We start from the raw sequence: 21,318 nt of genomic DNA, 5'->3' as shown, positions 1-21,318 counted from the left end.
TTCTAGTCCGCGTGCAGCGCCCACTTGCTGCCGTCGACGTCCACCGATCCGGGCAACGCGATCAGTTCGGGCTTGAACAGCGGCTGCGTGTCCATCGCCGGTTCCCAGGTCGCCAGCTTTTCGTCCTGCGGGACCTCGATCCGCCGGCCCGCGGCGAGGTCGGCGACCACCTTCAGGAGCAACCGCACACCGAGCGGCGCCAGATGCTCGCGCCACAGGGTCTGCGCCGTCGAGCCCGGGGGCACCAGCAGGTGCTCCTGAGCGGCCAGCGGACCGCCGTCGGTGCGCTCCGTGAGGTGGTAGACGCTCCCGCCCGTCACCTTGTCGCCGTCGCGGATCGTCCACCGGATCGCGTCCCGGCCGCGGTGCAACGGCAGCAGGCTGGGGTGGTAGCCGATGGTGGCGACGCCCGCCCTGGCCCGCGTACGGCGGCCGAGGAAGGCGTGCGAATGCGCGGCGAGGATGATGTCCACCCCGTCCGGGACGTGCATCGCACGGAGCTCGGCCGAGTCCGTCCACGGGACGTTCCTGGGGAACGCCCAGGAGCGAAGGCGGTCCCAGCACATCGCGTTGCCCTCGTCGGACTGCCCCTTGCGCAGCCGGGGGGCGGCCGCGCCGACGATCTTGTGCCCTTCGTCCAGCAGGGCGTCCGCGACCTGCACCGCGAAGCCTCCTCGTCCCGACAGATAGATGTTCACGCGCGCTCGACCTCTTTCGGTCCGGAGGGATCGGGGCGGAAACGCACCGGCAGAGTGGAGAACCCGGTCAGGAAGTTGGACCGGATGGGCAGCGCCTCGCCGGTCTGCTCGAATCCGGTGGTGAAGTCCCGCAACGCCATGAGGAGTTCGGCGATCTCCACCTTGGCCAGGTACGAGCCGACACAGAAGTGCGGGCCGTAGCCGAAGGCCAGGTGCTTGTTGGGCGTGCGGCCCAGGTCGAACGTGCCCGGCGAGTCGAAGACCCGCTCGTCCCGGTTGCCGGAGGCGTGCCAGAGGGTGACGATCTCGCCCGGCCGCAGCCGTACGCCGTGCAGTTCGGTCTCGCGGACGACGCTGCGCCCGAAGTGCATCGTGGGTGATGCCCAGCGCAGCACCTCGTCCACGGCGGTGTCGATCGCGACCTCGCCGTCCTTGAGTCGCCGCCACTGCTCGGGCTGGGCCGCGAGCGTGCGCACACAGTCGATCATCGTGAGCCGGCTGGTCTCGTCGCCGCCGATGATCAGGCTGTAGCAGTTGAGCACGACGTCCTCGTCGGACAGCGGCACACCGTCGACGGAGCTGCCGACCAGCATGCTGATCACGTCGTCGCCCGGCGACTCGCGCCGCTCCTCGACGATGTCCATGAAGTACATGAGGATCTCGTTGCGGGCCAGCTCGGAGTCGGCCTCGCCGGCGCCCTCGTCTTCGGTCGACAGTGCGGCCTTGGTCAGCGAGAGCAGGAACTCCCGGTCCTCCTCGGGTACTCCGAGCAGGCTGGAGATCGTCGTCATCGGAATCCGGCCGGCGATCTCCTCGGCGAAGTCGCACCCGCCGCCTTCGACCGCCTCGCGGATCCACCGCCGGGTGTTGACCCGTACCGTCCGCGCGACCTCGTCGAGCACCCTCGGCGAGAGCACCCGCTGAAGGATCTTGCGCAGCTCGTGGTGCCGGTGCCCGTCGGTGACGGCCAGCATCCGGCCGGCCCCGGCGTCGCCGCCCTCGAGCAGCGTGACGAGCACATTGCCGCGCTCGGACGTGAAGTTCACGTCGTCGCGGTAGGTGGCCATGATGTCGTCGTACCGGGAGAGCACCCAGAAGCCCTTGCGGCCGCCGGCCGGCGGGTTCCAGTGCACCGGTGCGGTGTCCCGCAGGGTGCGCCAGAACGCGCCGAGGTCCTGGTCTGCGAAGGTGCCCGGGTCGCCCAGGTCCACGGTGTCCCGTGCCGTCGTGCTCACGGTCACCAGTCCGTACGCCAGAAGCGGCGCGGCCGGAAGGGGTACGTGGGCAGGGGCACGCGACGGCTGGCCTCCCCGAGGTGCAGGGAGTCGAAGTCCACCCGCCGGCCGGTCACCCAGGCCGCGGCCACATCGGCCAGCGCCTCCGGGTCCCGGCCGGACTCCACGATGCCGTTGTCGTTGCGGCGGAAGGAGTCCACGTCCACCCGCGGCGCCGCACCCGTCGTGACGGCCGGGCCCCCGGCGGAGTCGGCGGCCAGTACCTCGATCAGCTCCGTACGGCTGCGGACCACGGCCGCCCACCGGCGGTCCATCACCTTGCGGCCCAGGTTGAGACTGAAACAGATGTCGTCAAGCCGCAGGTCGGGGCGGGCGATCAGCCACTCCCTCAGGCGGGCGCGCTGACGGGCCAGCGCCTCGTCGTCCAGGGCGGACAGCGTGGCCAGCCGCGGCCTGCCGTCGGCCTCGGGGGCCCGCTCGGCGACTGTCGGCGCCTCCTCGAGGACCAGGTGCGCGTTGTAGCCGCCGCCGCCGATCGAGGTGATGCCCGCACGGCGGATGCCGGACTCCGCCGCCCAGTCCGTCGTCTCCAGCTGCGGTACGAACGGGGTGCTGGGGAAGTCGAGGTCCTGGTTGACGTCGGTGAGGTTGATCGTCGCCGGCAGCTTCTTGTGGAAGAGGGCCAGCGCGGCCTTCATCGCGCCGAAGCCGCCCGACACCACGCCGCCGTGACCCACGTTGCCCTTGACCCCGCCGATCGACGTGGTGGCGGTCTGCTTGCCGAACGCCATGCTCGCCGCGTGCACCTCCAGCTCGTCGGTCATCGGCAGACCGAGACCGTTGGCCTCGTACATGGACACGGTGTCCGGGGTGACGCCGCCGACCTCCATGGCGGCGGCGATGCACGCGCTCAGCCGCTCGGGCTGGGCCAGGCCGTAGGCCATCGCGCTGACACCGTTGTTGTTCACGGCCGAGCCCTTGACCACGGCGTAGATGTGGTCGCGGTCGGCGACGGCCTCGGCCAGCGGCTTCAGCAGGACGGTGACGACACCGCTGGACAGGGCGGTGCCGGTGCCGTTGGCGTCGAACGGGCGGCAGTGGCCGTCCTTGGAGAGGATGCGGTTCTCCTCCCACAGGTGACCGCGGGGGTGCGGCAGCCGGACCATCGCGCCACCGGCGATCGCCATGTCGGTCTGGCCGAGCAGCAGCGACTGGCAGGCCAGGTGCACCGCGTAGTGGAAGCCGGCGCAGACGGCGGCGACGGTGACGGCCTCGCCGGTCAGCCCCATGTAGTACAGGGCGTTGGACGTCATGGTGTCCGGCGACCACGCCAGACTCGCCTCGATCGCCTCGGGGCCGACCGACACCCGGTCCGGCGGAGAGCTGTAAAGGGCTGCGGTCTGCGGGTTGTTGGCGCCGTACATGCCTATCTCGGCCCTGACCCGGTCCGGGTCGTAGCCGCCGTCCTCGAGCGTCTCCCAGGCGCTCTCCAGGAACAGGCGGTTCTCCGGGGTCATCGCGGCCGCCATGCGGTCGCTGATGCCGAACACCGAGGGATCGAACTTGTCGTACGTGTCGAGCACACCGCAGGCCCGTACGTAGAACGGGCTGTGGATCAGGGTCTCGTCGACGTGGATGTCGTCCTTCTCCAGGAACGACACGGACTCCCTGCCGTGGACGAGGTTGTCCCAGAACTGCTCCTTGGTGCGGGCTCCGGGCGACCGGAGGGACATGCCGATGACGGCCACGTCACCCGGGTCGTAGTCCTGCTCGGGGCTGTCGGTCATGGAAACGCTCCTGCTTCGAGGCGAGTGGCGAGTGGCGTGTGGCGAGCGACGTGGCTCAGCTGTCGGTGGGGGCGGCGCGGCCGCGCAGCGCGGCGCGCCGGGCGCCGGCGCGGCGGCGGGCCGACTCGACCACCTCGGGGGTGGCGCCGGTCTCGGTGTCGAGCCAGCGGGCCAGGGAGGCGATGTCACGGAAACTGAACAGGTCGGGCACGCGGACGCGACGGTCGAACCTCCGGGTCATCAGCCTGGCCAGCCGGACGAGCAGCAGCGAGTCGCCGCCGAGGTCGTAGAAGGCGGCCTGGACGTCGATGCTCGCCGGTTCGAGGTCGAGTAACTGGCCCCAGATCTCCGCCAGCGCCACCTCGGTCGGCGTACTGGCGGCCCTCAGCGGAGGACCGGAAGCGACGGCCGGCGGATCGGGCAGCGCCGCGCGGTCGAGCTTTCCGCCCGGCGCCAGCGGGAGCGCCGTCAGGAACACGAGGGTCCCCGGCACCATGTAGTCGGGCAGTTCGGCGGCGAGCTCGCCGGTGAGGGCGGTCTGGAGTCCGGCGTCCAGCCAGACGCCGTCCCGGGAGTCGCCGTCCCTGGACTCGCCGTTCCTGGAGTCGCCGTTCCTGGAGTCGCCGTCCGGGGAGTCGCCGTCCCGTGAGCTGCTCTCCGGCACGACGTAACCGATGAGCTTGTTCCCCCGTACGACGGCGGCGGCCTCCCGCACCCCTGGGCAGCCGGTCAGCCGCGCCTCGACCTCCTCCAGCTCGACACGGAAGCCGCGCAGCTTCACCTGGTGGTCGGAACGGCCGCCGAACCGGAGCTCGCCGTCGTCGGTGCACGTGACGACGTCCCCCGTGCGGTACATGCGCTCGCCGTCCAGGAACGGGTCCGGCACGAACCGCTCGGCGGTGGTGCGCGGCCGGTTCACATAGCCGTGGGCGAGGCCGACGCCGCCGACGTACAGCTCGCCCGGCACGCCGGCCGGCAGCGGCTTCAGGTTCTCGTCGAGGACGTAGGCGCGGGCACTGGCCGACGGCGTGCCGATCGAGGGCTCGTCGGTCCCGTCCTCCGGCACCCACTTGTGCGAGGTGAAGACGGTCGCCTCGGTGGGGCCGTAGGCGTTGTAGACCCGGTCGGCGCCGGTCTCCCGGTACGCCCGGTCCACCAGCTTGCGCCGCAGGGGCTCGCCGCCGAACACGACCGTGCGCACGTTCGGCGGCAGGGCGCCGGCGTCGAGCAGGCTGTTCATCACCGACGGGACGACGTTGAGGTGGGTGATCCTTTCGGCGTGCGGGCTGTCCGGCAGGTGGACGGCGCTCTCCACGAGGACGACGGCGCCGCCGCGGCACAGCGCCGGGAAGATCTCCATCACGGACATGTCGAAGCAGACCGAGCTCGCCGCCGAGATGCCGCTCATGTCGCGGCCGTCGAAGATCCGGTCCATCTCCGACAGCATGGCGACGCAGCCGCCGTGGTGGATGGCCACGCCCTTCGGCACGCCGGTGGATCCCGAGGTGTAGATGATGTACGCCGTGTCGCCGGGCACGACCGGTACGGGCTTCTCGCCGGGCTCGGTCGTCACGGTCTCGCCCAGGACGACCACGGTCGGGCCGGCCGGGCAGTTGGCCCGGGACGCGGGCGTGGTCAGCAGCAGCCGCGTCCCGCTGTCCCGGACCATGAAGGACAGCCGCTCGGCCGGGTACTTCGGGTCCAGCGGGACGTAGCAGGAGCCGGCGCGCAGGACGGCCAGGAGGGCGACGAGCAGGTCGGGCGTGCGCTCGACACAGATGCCGACCGGGACACCGGGGCCGGCGCCGTCGGCGACGAGCCGCTCCGCAAGCACCCGGGACCGCTCGGCCAGGTCGCCGTAGGTCAGGACGCCTGCGTCGGCGTAGACCGCGGGGGCGCCGGGGTTCTTGACCGCTTGCTCGATGAACTCGGAGTGCAGGGTCTCGGTCACTGGTCCGACTCCTCGGGGAGGCCGCTCGCCGCGATGTCCCGCAGGGCCAGGTCGGGTTGGGCCATCGAGGCGAAGAGCACGGTGCGGTAGAGCGCGAGCAGGGCCGTCACGGTCTCCCTTTCCAGGTAGCTCGGCTTGTACTGGATGTGGCCGACGACCTCGCCGTCGATGTCGGCCATGGAGATCTCCAGGTCGAACTTGGCGAGGTGCCTGCGCACCTGGAGCGGTTCGAGCGGGAGGGCGCCGTCGGGCGCGAGGGTGTCGCCGATGCCGTGGAAGAGCTTCACGGACCGGGGGAACGCGTCGGAGGACAGCCAGTTCACCACCACGTCGAACCACGGGGAACGGCCCTCGGCCCGGGGCGGCTTCAGATGGGATGCCAGCAGGTCGAGCGGGTAGTTCATGTGCTCGACCAGGCCGAGCGAGAAGGCGTGGACCTCGCCCAGCAGGTCCCGGAAACTGCGGTCGCCGGACGGCTCCGCGCGTACCAGCACCGTGTTGAGGTAATAGCCGATCGCGGACTCCCAGCCGGGTTCGGCGCGTTGGGCGACGGCGGTGGCCAGGACGGAGTCCTCGACCCCGGCCGCGCGGTTGAGGGTCGCGAAGAAGCCGGCCAGGACGACGGTGCTGATCGACACGCCCTCGCGTACCGCGAACTCCCTGAGCAGCCGCGCCTCTTCGGCGCTCCAGCGGAGCGTCAGGTCGCGGCCTTCGTAGGTGACGCCCGGGGGCCGCTCCCTGGTGGACAGGTCGAGGTGGGCGGGCGGGTCGGCCAGCTTCCCCGACCACCACTCCAGCGCCGCGTCGGCCGCAGGGCCGGCCAGCCACTCCCGCTCCCAGGCGACGAACTCCGTGTAGGGAGCGACCGGTTCACGGGCGGCGGGGTCGGCGCCCGCGTAGAACTCCTGGAGCTCCCGGATCATCACGTCCGCCGAGGCCGCGTCCGAAGCGATGTGGTGCACGAGCACCAGCAGGTAGTGGTCCGCGGGCCCGCGTGTCATCAACACCACGCGCACCAACGGCCCGTTGTCCAGGTCCAGCGGCTCGTGCCCGTACTCGGCCAGTTCCTCGCGCGCCTGTTCGTCGTCCAGGTCCGTGCTGTCCACGACGAGGAACTCGTACACCGGCTCGTCCAGGATGACCTGGTGCGGCCGGCCGCCGGCCTCGACGAAGAGCGTGCGCAGCGCGGGATGCCGCTCCATCACGGCCCGTACGGCGAGGTCGAGCGCCTTCTCGTCGACCTCGGCACGGATCCGGGCCGCCACCATGAAGTTGTAGGGCACGGCGTCCGGTGAGACCTGCTGCATGAACCACAGCGAGGCCTGGCCGTGGGACGCCGGCGCCAGTTCGAGACCGAGACCGCCGGCCCGCAGCCGCTCCGACGCCGGTGCGTCGGCGGGATCCAGGAACCCGCGAGCGACCAGCTCCTCCACCAGCTCCTCGGCGTCCACCTCGGACAGGTCGTCGAGGAACGACCGGGCCGGCTGGGGCTCGGGTGCCGGTGCAGGCTTTGCCACAGCCTTCGCCTGCGGTTCCGGCGTCCCCCCGATGGTCTCGACGACGTGGTCGACGACCTCGGATATGGTCCGGCCGTCCAGGAACACCACCGGCGACACGCGCTGTCCGAACAGCGACTGCAGCCTGTTGACGAGGCGGATCGCCAGCATCGAGTCGAGACCGAAGTCCCGCAGTTCGGCGCCGGCGTCGAGCGTGCCGGCCGGCACACCCAGCGCGTCGGCGAGCTCGCCGAGGACGACGTCCTTCAGCGGCCTGTCCGCCACGGATTCGACGACGGACCCGGCCACAGTGACAGCCACGGAATCGGTCACGTTCTCGGCGGTCGGTGTCGGTGTCGACGCGACGTGGGGGACAGGCGCGGTGTCCAGCCAGTAGCGGTCCTTCTGCCATTGCACGAGCGGGGTTTCCACGACCTCGACGTCGTCGGTGAACAACGAGTCGAAGGTCAGCGGCAGCCCCCGGACGTACAGCGAAGCGGCCGCCCCCAGCAGGCAGCGGACGTCGCTCTCGTCGCGCCGCAGGGAGTTGATCGCGTGCACACGGGCGCCACGGGTCAGCGCGATCTCCTCGACCGCGCCGCGCAGCGTCTCGTGCGGGCCGATCTCGATGAAGGTGCCGACACCCTCGTCGACCAGCGCACCGATCGTCTCGGCGAACCGCACCTGGTTGCGCAGGTTGTGCACCCAGTAGTCGACGTCCGTGACCGGGTTCACCGTGTCGGCCAGTGCCGTGGAACGGAACTCGATCGTGTTCGTCAACGGGCTGATCCCGTCGATGCGTTCGCGCAGCGGCTGGATCAGCGGATCCATGCCGGGGCTGTGCACCGGCCGCTCGACCCGGATCCTCCTGGTCGAGATCCCGGCTTGCTTCAGGTCGGCCTCCAGGGCGTTGATGCCCTCGGGCGAGCCCGAAACCGCCGCGCTGGTGGGGCTGTTCACCACGGCGATGGCCACGTGCTCCGCGTACGGGGCGATCCTCGGCAGCAGCTCCTGCTCCGGCAGGTCGACCGAGATCATGGCCCCGGCGGCCGCCTTCCGTTCGAGCAGGTGCGACCGGGCGACCACGACACGGGCGGCGTCGTCCAGCGACAGCGACCCGGCGACACAGGCGGCCGCGACCTCGCCCAGGCTGTGCCCGACGACGGCGGCCGGCTGGATGCCGAGTCCGAGCCAGACCTTCGCCAGCGAGACCTGCAAGGCGAACAGCACGGGCTGCTGGAAGTCCATCTCCTCGAACCGGGCCTCGTCGGCCGGGGCGTCGAGCTGGTCGAGCACCGAGCAGCCGCCGGCCGCCCGCACGGCGGCGTCGCAGGCGTTCATCCACGTACGGAAGCCGGCGTGCGAACGCAGGAGCTCCCGTCCCATGCCGACCCACTGCGTCCCGCCGCCGGAGAACACCAGCGCCACCCGCCGGTCGCTGTTGCCGGCGACCGTGCCCGTGACGACGTCGGGGTGCGGCCGGCCGGCGGCGACCCGGGCGAGTCCGTCCAGGACGTCCTGACGGTTGCGGGCGAACAGCGCGATCCGCTGGTTGTGGTGGGTACGCCGGGTCGCGAGCGTGTACGCGAGGTCGGAGACCCGCAGGCCCGCGTCGCGTTCGACGTGGTTGGACAGCTCGCGGCAGGTGTCGGCCAGCGCGTCCGCTGTGCGCGCCGTGACGGGCACGAGGTGCACCTGCCCGTCGGGCGCGGCGTCGCCCTGGCTCGGCGTGACGTGTCGTCCCCGGTCACCCGCGAGGAACGGGCCGGGCGTGACGGGGTGGCCGGCGGCGTGCAGCGCGCCGAGCGAGCCGAGCAGGGTCCAGGCCTCGTCGGTGCCGCGCCGGAGCGAGGGCAGGGTGGTCGCCTCCGGCAGGATCTCGGCCACGGACTTGAGCAGGACGGGATGCGGACTGAGCTCGATGACGGCGTCGACGTCGTGGTCGTGCAGGGCCGTCAGGGCGTCGACCACCCGGATCTCCCCGCGCAGGTTGTCCGCCCAGTAGTCCGGCCCGAGCTCCGTACCGTCGACGAGTGCGCCGGTGACCGTCGAGACCATCGGGACGCGGGTGCTCCGGGGCGTGATGCCGTCGAGTTCGACCTTCAGCGGGGCGAGGACGTGGTCGACCAGCGGCGAGTGCGGTGCATGGCCCATCCGCACCCGGTGGCTCGTGACGCCCTCGTCGGTCAGCCGCTGGACGAGTCCGTCGATCTCCTGCGGTGTGCCGGTGACCAGCGTCGAGTGCAGGCCGTTGTGGCCGGCGATCGTGAGCTGTCCGGTCAGGTACGGCCTGACGGCGTCGGCACCGGTCGTGACCACGATGCCGTCGCCGCGTCCGACGGCGAGCTGCTGGAGCAGCCGGCCGTGGCCGGCGGCAAGACGGGAGGCGTCCTCGAAGTCGAGCGCGCCGGCGATGTGGGAGGCGGCGAACTCGCCGACGCTCTGTCCCACGACGACGTCCGGCTCCACTCCCAGGGAGCGCCAGGCGTCGGCCAGGGCGACCTGGATCGAGAACAGCAGCGGCTGGAAGACGTCCATGTCGTCGATGCGGCCGTCGGCCGCCAGCATCTGGTCGACGAGCGAGAAGCCGAGCAGCTCCCGCATCCGCTTGTCGGAGCGCATCATCGACCGGCGGAACACGGGCATGCCGGCGAGGAGTTGCCGGCCCATGCCCACCCACTGCGAGCCGTTGCCCGAGAAGAGGAATGCCACCCGGGGCCTGCGTCCGGTCGCTTCCCCGACGTTCAGCCCGTCGGCCGGCGTGCCGCCGGTGAAGGCGTCCAGCTGCGTCCTGAGTTCGGTCAGGTCACGGGCGGCGGCGGCGAGCCGGAACGTTCCGTCGCCGGGAGTCCGCCGGCAGACCGCTCGCAGGTCGTCCTCGTCGCGCAGCGCCGCGGCCCGTTCGGCCAGAGCCTCCGGTGAGTCCTCGGCCAGCAGGAGGAGCGTGCCCTCGGGCTGCGGCAGTTCCTCGACGACGACGTGACAGATCGCGCCGCCGAAGCCGAACGAGCTGACGCCGCCGCGGCGCGCGTCCGACCGCCGGGGCCATGCCGTGAGCCGGTCCTGGACGGTGAGGTTGTACTCGTCGAACAGGATCTGCGGGTTCGGGGAGGTGTAGTGCAGGCTGGGCGGCAGCACGCGGTTGCGGATCGACAGCGCGAGCTTGACCAGGCCGACGATGCCGGCCGCCGCCTCCAGATGTCCGACGTTGGACTTGACGGAGCCGAGCCGCAGCGGCTCGGCGCGGTCGCCGCCCAGGACCGCGCCGATGGCGTTGGCCTCGATGGGGTCGCCGAGGGGGGTCGCGGAGCCGTGGCACTCGATGTAGTCCACGAGGGACGGCGCGATACCGGCCCGCCGGTACGCGTTGCGGAGCATCAGCTCCTGCGCCTGCGGGTTCGGCGCGGTCATGCCGTTGCTCAGACCGTCGTTCTGGGAGGAGCTGCCCTTGATCACGCAGTAGACGGGCAGGTCGCGTTCGAGGGCCACGCTCAGCGGGGCGAGTACGACGACTCCGGCGCCCTCGCCGCGGACGTAGCCGTCGGCCCGGGCGTCGAACGACTTGCAGCGGCCGTCCGGGGCGAGCGCGCCCATCGCGTCCATGGCGGTGTAGTAGTCGGAGACGAAGCTCAGGTTCACGCCTCCGGCGAGGACCAGCTCGCTCTCTCCCATCCAGATCGACTGGCAACCCGCGTGCACCGAGACCAGCGACCCGGCGCAGGCGGCGTCGATGGCCATGCTCGGGCCCTGGAGGCCGAGGACGTAGGAGACGCGGTTGGCGATGATGCCGTCGTGCATGCCGGTCGCGGTGTGCGGGGTGATCTGGACGTCGGGCCCGCGGTAGTGCGCGAGCGCGGCGTAGTCGCCCCAGCAGGAGGCCATGAACACGCCGGTCTCGGTGCCGACGAGGCTGTCGGGCGCGACGCCCGCGTCCTCCAGCGCCTCCCAGGCGAGCTCCAGGATCAGGCGCTGCTGTGGATCCATCTGGACGGCTTCGCGGGGGGAGATGCCGAAGAACAGCGGATCGAACTGGTCGATGCCGTCGATGAACCCGCCCCAGCGAGCCGAGCCGCGCAGCAGGTCGCGGCGGGCGGCCGGTACCGGACCGACGGCGTCGCGGCCCTCGGACAGGAACGTCCAGAAGGAGGACGGGTCGGGCCCGCCGGGGAAGCGGCAGCCGATGCCCACGATCGCGACGGGCTCGTGCGAGGCCGTACGGCGCTCGGTGCCGGGCGTGGGCTCCGCCGCCCGCGGGCCGTCCACGAGAGCCCGGCACAGCTCGTCGACGGAGGGGTATTGCCACATCCAGGTGACGGGAACCTTCCAGCCGACGAATTCGGATAAGGAGGTGGCGAGATGGGTGAATTTAAGTGAATCGAGACCGTATCGGTGCATCGGTGTCCAGCGGTCCACCGAGCCCTTGGGCAGATCCATCAGCTCGACAATGCGAGAAAGAAGAAACTCCGTTAAGGCATGCCGATCTCGTTCTGCATGCTTTTGGGGCATTACGGCTCCTCAGCAGGGCGGGTGGTATGGGCCGACAGAGCTGTGTCGTGGCAGGACGATGGAGAGGGCTGCGGCGCACGTACGGGCCGCGTCGGTGGACACGGCCGCGGCCTGCGGTCTCGAAATGACTCATGTCGAGTCATCCGCGCGCTCCTGGTCGCGTCGCTCCGCGACGGCGATCCCAGGTCTAGAACCAGCGGGCTTAAATGGCCCGTATGACGAAGTAGTTGCCCCGATCGACCAACATCAGACTGCCACTCTGGGAAAGGCGAGACAAGGGTGCCTCCGGGGTCGGATGGTGCGCTGGCGTGATTTGGGCCCCGGCTGACCGGATCGACTCGATCAATGCGTGTGGAGTGGTTCGGAAGTTCCTGGGATTCGAGGCGGACTGGACAGCGGGCGGACGACCTTGCAAGCTGCTCGGCATGAAATACATGAACCACCGAAAGGAACTTGCCACCGTGCGGCAAGTGTTTTCGGCCGATGTCGACATTGCTTTATTCAGGCGTCCCCCGCACACGCCTGTCACGGTTGCGGGTGACGCATGACCGGTATCGAGGTGATGCCACGGCACAGGCCGGGCCTGGCACTCGGCGTACTGGCCGGAGCGCTCGCGCTGGACGTGAGCGGTCTCGGGGTGCTCAACGCCGCGCTTCCGTCGGTCGGAGCGCGTTTCGGCCTGGACGACAGCACGCTCCAGTGGGTCATGATCGCCTACGCCGTGACGTTCGCCGGCTTCCTGTTGGTGGGCGGCCGCCTGGCCGACGTGCTGGGCCGCCGGCGCGTGTTCGAGTTCGGGGTCGCCCTGTTCACGGCGGCCGCGCTGGTCGGGGCCGTGGCGCCGGACACCGCGGTGCTGCTCGGCGCGCGGGCGGTCCAGGGCATCGGCGCGGCCCTGTCGGGTCCGGCCGCACTGGCCCTGCTGACCGAGGTGTTCCCGGCCGGCCCGGAGCGCAACCGGGCATTCAGCGTGTACGCGGCGGTCGGCGCCGCGAGCTTCAGCGGCGGGGTGCTGCTGGGCGGCGTGCTGACCCAGTTCTTCGGCTGGCGGTCGGTGTTGTGGTTCTCGGTGGCCCTGGGTCTCGTCGTGCTGGCCGCGACGCGCGCCGGGCTGCCCGGCGGTGTCGGGCGCGGCGGCAGCCTGGACCTGCCCGGTGCGATCACCGGCACGCTCGGCCTCACCCTGCTGATCGTCGGCGTGAGCACCGGCGGCGCGGCGGCCTGGATCGCGCTCTCCGCCGCGGTGGCGTTCCTGGTGTTCTTCGTGGTGCGCGAGCACCGCACCGCCGACCCGGTCCTCCCTCTCGGCCTCTTCCGGATCGCGTCGGTACGGGCCGCGAGCCTGGCGGCGTTCCTCCAGTACATGGGCTCGGTCGGGATGTTGTTCTTCGCGCCGCTGTATCTGCAGGGCATGCTGGACTACTCCCCGCTCGAGTCCGGTCTCGCGCTCGTGCCGATGTCGGTGGCCGTGTTCCTCACCGCCAACTTCGCGACCGGGCGCCTGCTCGCCCGGCACACCCCGCGCACGCTGATGGCCGTCGGGCTCGTCCTGATCGGCGTGGGAACGGGACTGTGGCTGAGCACGCCGCAGGACGGCAGTTACGTGCTGCACGTGCTGCCCGGCCTGGTCGTCAGCGGCATCGGCCAGGGGCTGAACTTCCCCTCGATGACGTCCGCCGCGCTCACCGGCGTGCCGCCGGAGCGACACGCGGTCGCCGGCGCGGTGAACGTCGTGGCGCAGCAGATCGGCGCCAGCGTCGGTGTGGCGGTCATGGTCCTGATCGCGGCGACCAGCGGTGACCAGCTCACGGGCTACCACCTGGCCTACGTCGCGGCGGCCGTCGCGTGTGTGATCGGAGCGGTGGCCATCGCCGCGGTACGAAAGCCCTGACGGACGACGCTGACGCTCCGGCACGCCTCCCCGGAATTCGGGATTCGGAATTCCGAATTCGGGATCCAGGATCAGCCGGCGAGGCGTGCCGGACCCGATTTCGGTCACATGGATGACCCGATTGACCGATTCGCCTCTGGCCGTGGATCGGCGGCTACCGAGGCGAGGTCACCTCATGCGTCGAAACTCGAAACGCCATGGCGATGATGGCGTGCTCCCATTCCAGAAGCCTGATGGTGAACTCTCGTTCCACTTGCGGGATCGGGTTCATGAAATCAGAAACACGGGGTCCCGAAATGACGGGAGGGCGGGCAGCGCCACAGCGCCACCCGCCCTCCGCACGGGGCACCGGACCCTCACCCGGTGCCCCGCGCTGCCACCCAGGGTCGTCAGCCTGGGGTACCGGGTCTCTCCTCCCGGTCGTATCCATGGAATCCGCGTCCTGCCTTGCGCCCCAGGAGGCCCGCCTCGACCATCCGCAGGAGCAGTGGGGGCGGGGCGTACAGCGGTTCCTTGAACTCGTCGTAGAGCGAGCCGGCGATGGAGGCGACGGTGTCGAGGCCGATCAGGTCGGCGAGCCGGAGCGGTCCCATCGGGTGGGCGCAGCCCAGTTCCATCCCCCGGTCCACGTCGGCCGGCGACGCGAAGCCCGACTCGGTCATCCGGATCGCGGACAAGAGGTACGGCACGAGCAGGGCGTTGACCACGAAGCCGGCCCGGTCGGTGGACCGGATGACGGTCTTGCCGAGGGTGGTCGTGGCGAAGTCGGTGACGGTCCGCCGCGTGGTCTCGGCGGTGTGCAGGGTGGTCACGACCTCGACGAGGGGGAGCACCGGGACCGGGTTGAAGAAGTGGAGTCCCACGACCCGGTCGGCGCGGCTCGTGGCCATGCCCAGGCGCATGACGGGGAGGGAGGACGTGTTGGTGGCGAGGATCGCCTCGGGATCGGCGACGACCTTGTCGAGGGCCGTGAACACCTCGGTCTTGGCGTCGGCGTCCTCGACGACCGCCTCGACCACGAGCTGCCGGTCCGCCAGGTCTCCGAGGTCGGAGGTGACGGTGATCCGGTCGAGCGCGCTCTCGGCGGAGGACCGGTCGAGCTTGCCCCGCTGGACGGCCCGTTCGAGGGAGACCGCGATCCGTTCGCGGGCGGCTGCGGCGGCCGGACCGCTCACCTCGCGCAGGATGGTGTCGAGTCCGGCGCGTGCGCAGACCTCGGCGACGCCGGCGCCCATCTGACCGCCACCGACGACGCCCACGCGCCGGATGTCCGCGGCGCTGGTGTCCACGGCGCTCGTGTCTGCAGACCTCATGTCCGCGGCTCCGCGGTCCGGACGAGGTGGCGCTCGTAGGCGGAGGGGGTGAAGAAGGAGGGGAGGTCGGCCGCGAGCGCGGTCTCCTCGAACAACTCCCGCACCTCGTCCAAGGCCGCCTGCGGGAACTCGTCCCCGAGCGCGGCCAGTTCCGCGTCCAGAAGACGCAGGACGGTCTCGCGGTCGACGACGCGATGGCGAAGCCACTGCCAGATCTGGACGCGGGCGATCTCCGCCGTGGCGGCGTCCTCCATGAGCCCGTGGAGGGCCACCGCGCCCTGGCCGCGAAGCCAGGCGTCGTAGTACCGCAGGGTGACGGCGATGTTGGTCCGCAGCCCCTCGTCCGTCGGCGGGCCGCTGATCCGGCGGACGGAGAGCAGGTCGGCCGCCGTGACCTCCACGTCCTCGCGGGTCCGGTGGATCTGGTCGGGCCGGTCGCCGAGCACGGCGTCGAAGACCTCGTGGCAGGTCGGGACGAGTCCGGGGTGGGCGACCCAGGAGCCGTCGAAGCCGTCCTCGGCCTCGCGTTCCTTGTCGAGCCGCACGGTGGCCAGTGCGGCGGCGCGGGCCTCCGGGTCCCTGCTCGGGATCTGGGCGGCCATGCCGCCGATGGCGTGGGCGCCGCGCTTGTGGCAGGTGCGGACGAGCAGTTCGGTGTAGGCGCGCATGAAGGGGGCGGTCATGGTGACCTTGGCCCGGTCGGGCAGCAGGAAGTCGGTGCGGTGGCCGAAGGTCTTGATGAGGCTGAACAGGTAGTCCCAGCGCCCGGCGTTGAGGCCGGAGCTGTGCTCGCGCAGCTCGTAGAGGATCTCCTCCATCTCGAAGGCGGCGGTGATCGTCTCGATGAGGACGGTGGCCCTGATCGTGCCCCGGGGGATGCCGAGGAGGTCCTGCGCCAGCAGGAAGACGTCGTTCCAGAGGCGGGCCTCGTAGGCGTTCTCCAGCTTGGGGAGGTAGAAGTACGGGCCGCGTCCGGCGTCGATCTGCCGCTGCGCGCAGTGGAAGAAGTAGAGGCCGAAGTCGACGAGGGAGGCGGGGGCGGGGCGGCCGCCGAGCTCCAGGTGGTGTTCGTCGAGGTGCCAGCCGCGCGGCCGGACCGTGATGGTGCCGGGATTCGGGCCCAGCCGGTACTCCTTGCCCTCCGGGCTCGTGAAGTCGAGCCGGCGCTCGACGGCGTCCAGCAGCACCAGCTGGCCGCCGATGACGTTCTCCCAGGTGGGTGCGGTGGCGTCCTCGAAGTCGGCCATCCAGACCCGCGCACTGGAGTTCAGCGCGTTGACGGCCATGCGCCGCTCCGGCGGGCCGGTGATCTCGACGCGGCGGTCGGTGAGTCCGGGGGCGGGCGGCGCGACCCGCCAGGACGCGTCGGACCGGATCCGGGAGGTGGCGCGCGAGAAGTCGAGCGGGGTGCCCGTCGCGAGGCGGATGGCCCGGCGGCGGCGCTCCTTGAGGACCCACTGCCGCCGCTCGGCGAAGGCGTCGGCGAGCAGGGCGACGAAGTCGAGGGCGGCGGGCGTGAGGATCTGCTCGTGGCGCTCGCCCGGTGCGGCGAGGACACGCACCCGACGGGTCAGTGCGCTGGTGGTCATCGAACTCTCCTGAGCTGGGAGGGGAACGGGAGGGCGGGCGGAGACGGTCGCCCGCCCCCCCGTTCGTCCGGGACGCGAGCCGGTGGGACGCCGGACCGGCGGTCTGGCGGTCAAGCGGTCTGGCGGTCAAGCGGTCAAGCGGTCAAGCGGCCTAGTGGAACTGCTCTTCCTCCGTGGAGCCGGCGAGCGCGGTGGTGGACGAGGCCGGGTTGACGGCGGTGGAGACGAGGTCGAAGTAGCCGGTGCCGACCTCGCGTTGGTGCTTCACGGCGGTGAACCCCTGCGCCTGCGCGGCGAACTCCCGCTCCTGGAGGTCGACGTACGCGGTCATGCCGTGCTCGGCGTAGCCGCGGGCGAGGTCGAACATGCCGTGGTTGAGGGAGTGGAAGCCGGCCAGGGTGATGAACTGGAAGCGGTAGCCCATCGCGCCCAGCTCCCGCTGGAACTTGGCGATCTGGTCGTCGTCCAGGGCGGCCTTCCAGTTGAAGGACGGCGAGCAGTTGTACGCCAGCATCCGGTCCGGGTGCTCGGCGTGGATCGCCTCGGCGAACTCCCGGGCCTGGGCGAGGTCCGGAGTGCCCGTCTCGACCCAGATGAGGTCGGCGTACGGGGCGTAGGCCAGGCCGCGGGCGATGACCGGCGCCATGCCGTTCCGGACGCGGTAGAAGCCTTCGGCGGTGCGCTCGCCGGTGACGAACCGCGCGTCGCGCTCGTCCACGTCGCTGGTGATGAGGTTCGCGGCGAGGGCGTCCGTACGGGCGATGATCACGGTCGGGGTGTCGGCGATGTCCGCCGCGAGCCGCGCCGCGTTGAGGGTGCGGATGTGCTGGGCGGTGGGCACGAGGACCTTGCCGCCGAGGTGTCCGCACTTCTTCTCGGAGGCCAGCTGGTCCTCGTAGTGGATGCCGGCCGCGCCGGCCGCGATCATCGCCTTGGTCAGCTCGAAGGCGTTCAGCGGGCCGCCGAACCCGGCCTCGGCGTCGGCGACGATCGGGGCCAGCCAGTCGGTCGTGTCGGTGCCGCCCTCGGCGGTGGCGATCTGGTCGGCGCGCAGGAGGGCGTTGTTGATCCGACGGACCACCTGGGGAACGGAGTTGACCGGGTAGAGGCTCTGGTCGGGGTACGTGTGCCCGGCCTGGTTGGCGTCGGCGGCGACCTGCCAGCCCGACAGGTAGATCGCCTGGAGGCCGGCCCTGACCTGCTGGACCGCCTGCCCGCCGGTCAGCGCGCCGAGGGCGTGGACGTAGTCCCGGTCGTGCAGCTGCCGCCACAGCCGCTCGGCCCCGCGCCGGGCGAGGGTGTGCTCCTCGCGGACGCTGCCCGAGAGACGCACCACGTCCTCGGCCCCGTAGGTGCGCTCGATCCCCTTCCAGCGCGTGTCCGTCGCCCAGCGCCGGGCCAGCTCCTCGGCCGCCTGCGTCCTCGCGTCTGCTGCCATGACCGTCACCGTCTCCTTGGATCTGCCGCGTTTGCCAAGCCCGAACGGTTGCCCGCGAAGGGTGTGGCACTGCGTGTCTCGATAGGGGGTGCGGCCCGCCCGTGCCTGGATGACGCGGAGGTGAGCAATCCCGCCGCTCCAGGTCGCGCCGTACCGGGAAGGCCGAGATCAGGGCATGAATTGGTTCCCGGGTCCGGGCCCGGACCTACTGCGTCCGGCGGGCCGCACTCAGACTCTGGCAGCGGCACGGGGTGTCATCAATCGTGGACGTCTGCCAACTTCCGCGAATCTTCCGGCCCGCAATTGCCAACTTTGTTAAGAGAAAGAAGGCACCCGGGTCCGCGTACGCTGACCCGGGCGCGGACCGATCCGGCCCGGGGTGCCGGGGGACCGACCGGGAGGACGCGGGTGAGCAAGACCTACGCGGGAGCGCGGCTGCGACGGCTGCGGGAGGAGCGCCGGATGAGCCAGGCCGAGCTGGCGCGGTCCCTGGGCATCTCCCCGAGCTACCTCAACCAGATGGAGCACGACGCCAGACCGCTCACCGTGCCCGTACTGCTCCGGCTGACCGAGACCTTCGGCGTCGACCCGGGCTTCTTCTCCGAGCGCGACACCAGCCGCCTCATCGCCGACCTGCGGGAGGCCCTGGCCGGTGAACTCGCCGCCGCCCGGGTCTCCGCCTCCGACCTGTCCGACCTCGCCTCCCGGATGCCCGAGGTCGCACAGGTCCTGGTCGCTCTCGGCCGGCGCAACCACGAGCTGGGCGAACGCCTTGCCGACGTCGCGGATCCCCGCGGCGCCGACCCGGAGCTGCCGCGCTCCCCGCACGAGGAGATCCGCGACTTCTTCTACCGCCGGCAGAACTACCTCGACGAGACCGACCGCGCGGCCGAGGCCCTCGCGACGGAGATCGGCATCAAGCCCGGGGACGTCGTCAGGACCCTGACGGACCGGCTCTCCGACGCCCACGGGGTCCGCCTGTCCTCTGAGAGCGGCGAACGCCTGCACCACTACGACGAGTCCACCCGTTCGCTGCACCTGTCGGCGCTCCTGCGCCCCGGCCAGCGGGCCTTCCGCATGGCCACCCAGCTGGCGCTCCTGGAGTACGGGGACGGCCTGGACCGGCAGGCGGCCGAGGACTTCCCGCCCGGTGGCCCCGCGCACCGGCTGGCCCGCATCGGCATCGCGAACCACTTCGCGGCCGCGCTGATCCTGCCGTACGAGCCGTTCCACGCGGCGGCGGAGGAGTTCCGGTACGACATCGAGCGGCTCACCGACCGCTTCGGGCTCGGCTACGAGACCGTCTGCCACCGCCTCAGCACCCTCCAGCGCCCCCGCCTGCGGGGTGTCCCCTTCTCCTTCGTCCGGGTGGACCGGGCGGGGAACATGTCGAAGCGGCAGTCGGCCACCGGCTTCCATTTCTCCCGCTCCGGCGGCACCTGCCCCCTGTGGAACGTGTACGAGGCCTTCGCCGCACCCGGCCGCATCCACGTCCAGGTCGCGGCCATGCCCGACGGGCAGCGCTACCTCTGGACGGCACGCGCCGTCACCCGGCACCGCGGCGGCTGGGGCCGGCCCGGCAAGACCTTCGCCATCGGCCTCGGCTGCGAGATCCGCCACGCCCACCGGCTGGTGTACTCCGACGGCCTCGACCTGGACAACACGGCCGCCGCCACCCCGATCGGCATGGGATGCCGCGTCTGCGAACGCCTGGACTGCCCCCAGCGCGCCGCACCGCCCCTCGGCCGCCCGCTGCGGATCGACCAGAACACCAGCACCTTCGTCCCGTACCCCGTCGCCTACCCGACGGGCTGATCCACTCCGCCGCCCACACCCGGGCCGCCGCTACAGGGCGGCGTCCGCTCGCGTCTCCTGTCCGTGTGGGCTCGCGCCCGCTTCCGGCTTCCGCTGCTCGGCGCCGCCCGTGGGGACGCGCACCGTCGCGACGACGAGCAGTGAGGCCGCCGCCCCCAGGGCCGCCGCCACGACCAGCACCGCGTTCAGGCCGGACGCGAACGCCTCACGCACCAAGTGCGCCATCTCGGCGCGTTCACCTTCCGGCCAGCCGGCGACGATCGACCGGGCTTGTCCGCCGCTCAGAGCGACGGCCGCCTCATGCGGGTCCGGGACACTGCCGTCGGCCTTCAGCACACTCTCGATCCGCGACTGAAAGATCAGGCCGAACCCGGCGATCCCCAAGGCGAAGCCCAACTGGCGGAAGGTGTTGACCGCACCGCCCACCATGCCTCCGCGCTCCGGCGGTACCGTGGCCAGGGCCGCCGCCGACAGGCTCGGTGTCACGAGCCCGACGCCCAGGCCTGCGACGACGAGCCCTGCCACGAGGCTGCTCCCCGAAGACCCCGCGTCGAGTGTGGCCTGCATTCCGGAGCCCAGGGCGATGAGGGCAAGCCCTCCCCCGATGGTCGCCCGGGGCGGCCAGGGACCGAAGCGGCCTGTGAGCGCCGAGACGACGAACGCGGAGGCGCACATGGGCAGGATGTAGAGACCTGCTTCGACGGGCTCGTACCCCAGTACGGACTGCATCCACAGCGACTCGAACAACAGATAGGCGAACGCGGCGCCTTGCAGGAACAGGGCGCTGATCATGATGCCGGTGAACGACGGCCTGCGGAACAGCGACAGGTCGAGGACGGGGTGCTCGTGCCTCGTCTCGACCACGACGAAGAGGGTGAGGGCGACGGCCGCCGTTGCGAACAGGCCGAGCGTGAAGGGTGCCGCCCAGCCGTCGGAGTGGGCCCGGATCAGCCCGAACGTGAGGGCCCCGCTTGCCACCGTGAAGGTGACCATGCCGAGCACGTCCGCACGCTGCCGGCCCTGGCCCTTGGCCTCTCGCACCGAGCGCAGCGTCATGACGACGGCGGCCAGGCAGACCGGCAGGTTGACGAAGAAGATCCATCGCCAGTCCAGGTACTGGGTGAGGAGTCCGCCGACCACCGGCCCGGCCGCTGCGGCGACCGAGTTGGTGGCGCCCCACACGGCGAAGGCCACACCCCGCTCCCGGCCGCTGTAGTGCATGCCGAGCAGGGCGATCGTCGTACCGAACATCCCGGCGGCGCCCAGTCCCTGTACCGCCCGGGCGCCGATCAGCACACCCACGTTCGGGGCGACCGCGCACACCAGCGAAGCCGCGGTGAAGACGATCAGCCCGACGAGATACACCTTCTTGCGGCCCACCCGGTCGGCCCGGGAACCGACGCCGAGCAACAGCGACGCCAGTGCCAGGGCGTAGATGTCGACCACCCACTCCACATCGGGGAGTGTGGTGCCGAGGTCCGCGGCCATGGCGGGCAGCGCCACGGTCACGATCGTGACGTCCAGCAGAAGCATGAAGGTGCCCAGACAGATCGCCGCCAAGGGCCACCACTTACGCATTCGAACCTCTTCCCTGCCCGC

General features: G+C 71.2%; 11 protein-coding genes. 2 read left to right on the top strand and 9 right to left on the bottom strand.

Features of this window, described 5'->3' with window-relative positions; translation table 11 throughout:
* Window positions 1–2 precede the first annotated feature (2 nt).
* From OG357_RS07745 to OG357_RS07725, 5 genes are read right to left on the bottom strand one after another with little or no spacing between them, the layout of a single operon-like run.
* Window positions 3–698: a formyltransferase family protein gene (locus OG357_RS07745; RefSeq protein ID WP_329620442.1), complete on the bottom strand. Its 696-nt coding sequence runs from the start codon at window positions 696–698 to the stop codon at window positions 3–5.
* Window positions 695–1,939: a cytochrome P450 gene (locus OG357_RS07740; protein ID WP_329620441.1), complete on the bottom strand. Its 1,245-nt coding sequence runs from the start codon at window positions 1,937–1,939 to the stop codon at window positions 695–697. Before OG357_RS07740 ends, OG357_RS07745 begins: the two co-directional genes overlap by 4 nt.
* On the bottom strand, window positions 1,936–3,720 hold the full coding sequence (locus OG357_RS07735; RefSeq protein ID WP_329620440.1) for a type I polyketide synthase: 1,785 nt from the start codon (window positions 3,718–3,720) through the stop codon (window positions 1,936–1,938). The genes OG357_RS07740 and OG357_RS07735 overlap by 4 nt, the downstream gene beginning before the upstream one ends.
* A gap of 55 nt (window positions 3,721–3,775) precedes the next feature.
* The gene (locus OG357_RS07730; protein WP_329620439.1) at window positions 3,776–5,671 is read right to left on the bottom strand and encodes a non-ribosomal peptide synthetase; all 1,896 of its coding nucleotides are present in this window, start codon (window positions 5,669–5,671) and stop codon (window positions 3,776–3,778) included.
* Window positions 5,668–11,673: a polyketide synthase gene (locus OG357_RS07725; protein WP_329620438.1), complete on the bottom strand. Its 6,006-nt coding sequence runs from the start codon at window positions 11,671–11,673 to the stop codon at window positions 5,668–5,670. Before OG357_RS07725 ends, OG357_RS07730 begins: the two co-directional genes overlap by 4 nt.
* 544 nt (window positions 11,674–12,217) lie before the next feature.
* Between OG357_RS07725 and OG357_RS07720 the strand changes: the two genes are divergently transcribed.
* On the top strand, window positions 12,218–13,564 hold the full coding sequence (locus tag OG357_RS07720; RefSeq protein ID WP_329620437.1) for an MFS transporter: 1,347 nt from the start codon (window positions 12,218–12,220) through the stop codon (window positions 13,562–13,564).
* A gap of 389 nt (window positions 13,565–13,953) precedes the next feature.
* Here the strand turns inward: OG357_RS07720 and OG357_RS07715 are convergent, their stop codons facing one another.
* From OG357_RS07715 to aceA, 3 genes are all read right to left on the bottom strand, one after another.
* Entirely contained in the window at window positions 13,954–14,877 is a 924-nt protein-coding gene (locus tag OG357_RS07715; RefSeq protein WP_329620436.1) for a 3-hydroxybutyryl-CoA dehydrogenase, read from the bottom strand.
* Window positions 14,874–16,466 (bottom strand): malate synthase A, encoded by a 1,593-nt coding sequence (aceB, locus tag OG357_RS07710; protein WP_329620435.1) that lies wholly within the window; start codon window positions 16,464–16,466, stop codon window positions 14,874–14,876. The genes OG357_RS07715 and aceB overlap by 4 nt, the downstream gene beginning before the upstream one ends.
* A 151-nt stretch (window positions 16,467–16,617) precedes the next feature.
* Window positions 16,618–17,904 (bottom strand): isocitrate lyase, encoded by a 1,287-nt coding sequence (aceA, locus tag OG357_RS07705; RefSeq protein WP_329620434.1) that lies wholly within the window; start codon window positions 17,902–17,904, stop codon window positions 16,618–16,620.
* Between the two features lie 408 nt (window positions 17,905–18,312).
* Between aceA and OG357_RS07700 the strand changes: the two genes are divergently transcribed.
* Window positions 18,313–19,719 carry a short-chain fatty acyl-CoA regulator family protein gene (locus OG357_RS07700; RefSeq protein WP_329620433.1) on the top strand — a complete coding sequence of 469 codons (1,407 nt, stop codon included), beginning with the start codon at window positions 18,313–18,315 and terminating at the stop codon, window positions 19,717–19,719.
* A gap of 30 nt (window positions 19,720–19,749) precedes the next feature.
* Here OG357_RS07700 and OG357_RS07695 read toward each other — a convergent pair whose 3' ends face one another.
* Window positions 19,750–21,297, bottom strand: a complete 1,548-nt coding sequence (locus OG357_RS07695; protein WP_329620432.1) for an MFS transporter — start codon at window positions 21,295–21,297, stop codon at window positions 19,750–19,752.
* Window positions 21,298–21,318 lie beyond the last annotated feature (21 nt).

The sequence above is a fragment of the Streptomyces sp. NBC_01255 genome, assembly GCF_036226445.1.
Classification (GTDB): domain Bacteria; phylum Actinomycetota; class Actinomycetes; order Streptomycetales; family Streptomycetaceae; genus Streptomyces.
Note: the sequence above shows the minus strand (reverse complement) of the source record. Positions and strands in the feature narration are given on the sequence as shown.